This window comes from Streptomyces sp. NPDC005151, assembly GCF_053599875.1.
Window position 1 is genome coordinate 1 of the sequence record NZ_JBSFYR010000222.1, and the last position, 2,792, is coordinate 2,792.

A 2,792-nucleotide genomic window follows, 5' to 3' on the forward strand; every position below is an offset into this window, starting at 1 on the left:
ACCTTGCCGGATCGAATGTGTCACCACATCCAACCGTCTCACCAGTTCTGGCCGTGACTAGCAACCCGGTGAACCTTCCCGGTCACAGCACTAGCTAGTGGCGGCGCAGGCGGGCCAGGATCCCGTTGGTCTCTGCTGCGGAGGCCGCCCGCTCTGCCGTCTGCGACTGCTGGCTGTCCGCGATCGTGCGGCAGACCGTGCACCGGCCGCCCGGGGCCACCGGCGCGCCCCAGGCATCGCCGGGATAGACCGGGGCACCGCAGGACGGGCACGCCCACTTCCCCGCCTCCCGGCGGCGCAGCTCCTCCTCTCGCTCCTGGCGGCGGCGCTCCTCCTGGGCTTCGCGCTCCAGGCTCTGCTGGTCTTCGCGGGCGTGGTACTCGTCTTCGGTTCCGGTGTTGGTGAGGGCGTCGGTGATCGGCTGCCAGTCGCTGTGGCCGAAGCGCCACCACACCGGCCCGTGAGGGCCGTGGGTGCGCAGCCGGTCAAGGTGGGTCGCGATGACCGGGACGGTGCCGGTGAAGTCCCACCAGCCGTCCTCCCGCGAAGCGTCCGGGGACCATCCCAGGGGGGATTGCCAGCGGGGCTGCCAGCAGGTGCGGGACAGGTCGCGGACGGTCTTGATGCGGTTCATCCGCGCCTCTGTGCCCACGTCCTTCGTGAACACCAGCGCGACGGGCGGGAAGCCGCCTCTGCCGGAGTCGTCCCACAGCGTCGACCACAACGCGACGTCACGCCCGCGGTCGTTCTTCACCTGGCGGCCGAAGAACCGCCGGTAGCGCTCGATCTTCGCCGCGACGACCGCGGCCGGCTCGGTGTGGTTGTCGACCTCCACGAACAAAACCGGAACCAGGTCCTCCGGCGCCGTCAGCACCGCATCCGCGCGCAGGCTGCCCCTCGCCGGTGTCGTGAACGTGCCCGCGACCGGCAGCGCCACCTCGGTCTCCCAGCCCCGCAAGTGCCCGAGCCCGCGCGGCCGGACCGGCAGCACCCGCTCAGGGACGGGCCGTGTAGTGCGGCGGGCGACGGGCTTCGTCGGCAGGGGTGGCGACTGACGGAACGCATCGATCGTGTCCGTCACCGCCAGGGCATGCGCGGCGCCGGCCTTCGCCGCATCCCTCGCGGTACCGCCCATCTCCCGTACCGGCCGCCCGAGCTCGGACGCGGCCGCCGCGAGCCCGGCCGTGGTCAGGTTCCACAAGTCCCGCCGCACCGGCTGCCCGTTCGCCCCCGGGCTGGACGTGCGGCCGACCGACTCCATGAGCCCGGCGTGACGCAGGTCCTTGCACGCGTTGCGCACCGTCTGCAGATCCGCGGTGCCCGGCAGCACCAACTGCCGCAACTGCTCCGCCGTCGCCACCTTCACCACCCCCAGCGCCAGCAGCACCAGACCCCGCGCCCGAGCCGTCGAGTTGTACGGCCACTCCGCCTTGCTCATCGCTCCCCCAACCCTGACCGGCACCATGCCGGACAGCACGACTGTCTGCGGCCCGCGCCGATCGGCGTCGCGAAGCCGAATGCGTGCGCGCGGCTGCGCTTCGCCGGGCCCGTGCCGAACGGGCCCAGCAGGCCGAAACGGCGGCCGTGGCCGCGGATTCGTGACCACTGCGAGCCACAGCATGATGGGCTCGGGGGGGCGTATGCGGCCAAGGCAGGTCCTGTGCACCGCGGAGGCCTGACTGCAGCACGCCCACTAGCACAGGAGAGGGAACCTGTGTTCGATAGCTGGGGTACTGAATGCCTCGCGGGCGCCGGATGGTTGGATGCTGGTGTCCGGTGGTGTGGCGGGTCGTTGGGCTTACAGGAGGCCGCGGCCGCGCCATCGGGGGGCAGGTTCGGTTCAAGGGGATGGAGGGCCGGCCGGTGAGCGACCGCAGTGCGATCGAGTGGACCGAGGCGACGTGGAACCCGACCACGGGGTGCGACCGGGTCTCCGCCGGGTGCGACAACTGCTATGCGTTGACGCTGGCGAAGCGCCTGAAGGCGATGGGGCAGGTCAAGTACCAGAACGACGGGGACCCGCGGACGTCCGGCCCTGGCTTCGGCCTGACGGTGCATCCGGACGCGCTGCAGATTCCCTACAGGTGGCGCAGCCCCCGCACGGTCTTCGTCAACTCGATGTCTGATCTCTTCCACGCCCGGGTGCCGCTGGACTTCGTGCGCCAAGTCTTCCAGGTGATGGCCGACACCCCGCAGCACACCTATCAGGTGCTGACCAAGCGGGCGCGCCGCCTGCGGCAGGTCGCCGACAAGCTGGACTGGCCGGCGAATGTGTGGATGGGGGTGTCGGTGGAGAGCGCGAAGGAGCTCGCCCGGGTGGATGATCTGCGCCGGGTTCCGGCCGCCGTGCGGTTCCTGTCGTGCGAGCCGCTGCTGGGGCCGCTGAACGGACTGGATGTCACGAACATCGACTGGGTCATCGCCGGCGGCGAGTCCGGCCCCTGTTTCCGGCCGATGCAGCCGGATTGGGTGACCGGCATCCGCGACATCTGCATGGACGCCGGCGTGGCGTTCTTCTTCAAGCAGTGGGGCGGGCGTACGCCGAAGACCCTCGGGCGCGAGCTCGAGGGGCGCATCTGGGATCAGCTGCCGGCGCGGGGGGCTGTCAGCGCAGGCTGACCACGCTGGCCTTGGTGAGACGGCCGGAGGGAAGGATCACCCGTCCGTCCCTGTCGAGGTCCTGGAGGGCCTTTTTCGGGCTCCCCTGTCGCTTCCGTGGGTGGGTTTATGTGGCTTGACGGCCTGGTAGGTGAGGCCGGTGGCCGCCGAGGTTGAGCATGGCGAGGGCGATG

At 70.8% G+C, this 2,792-nt stretch carries 2 protein-coding genes; one reads left to right on the forward strand and one right to left on the reverse strand.

Annotation, left to right across the window (positions count from 1 at the left end):
• Positions 1-94 precede the first annotated feature (94 nt).
• On the reverse strand, positions 95-1,438 hold the full coding sequence (locus tag ACWD6R_RS40210; protein WP_451823290.1) for a replication-relaxation family protein: 1,344 nt from the start codon (positions 1,436-1,438) through the stop codon (positions 95-97).
• A 425-nt stretch (positions 1,439-1,863) separates the two neighbouring features.
• Between ACWD6R_RS40210 and ACWD6R_RS40215 the strand changes: the two genes are divergently transcribed.
• Positions 1,864-2,619, forward strand: coding sequence for a DUF5131 family protein (locus ACWD6R_RS40215; protein ID WP_451823291.1), 756 nt, complete (start codon positions 1,864-1,866; stop codon positions 2,617-2,619).
• Positions 2,620-2,792: the final 173 nt, after the last annotated feature.

Bases quoted from the DNA above. Each gene is read 5' to 3' on its own strand.
- ACWD6R_RS40210 (WP_451823290.1), bottom strand. From the start codon at position 1,438: ATGAGCAAGGCGGAGTGGCCGTACAACTCGACGGCTCGGGCGCGGGGT.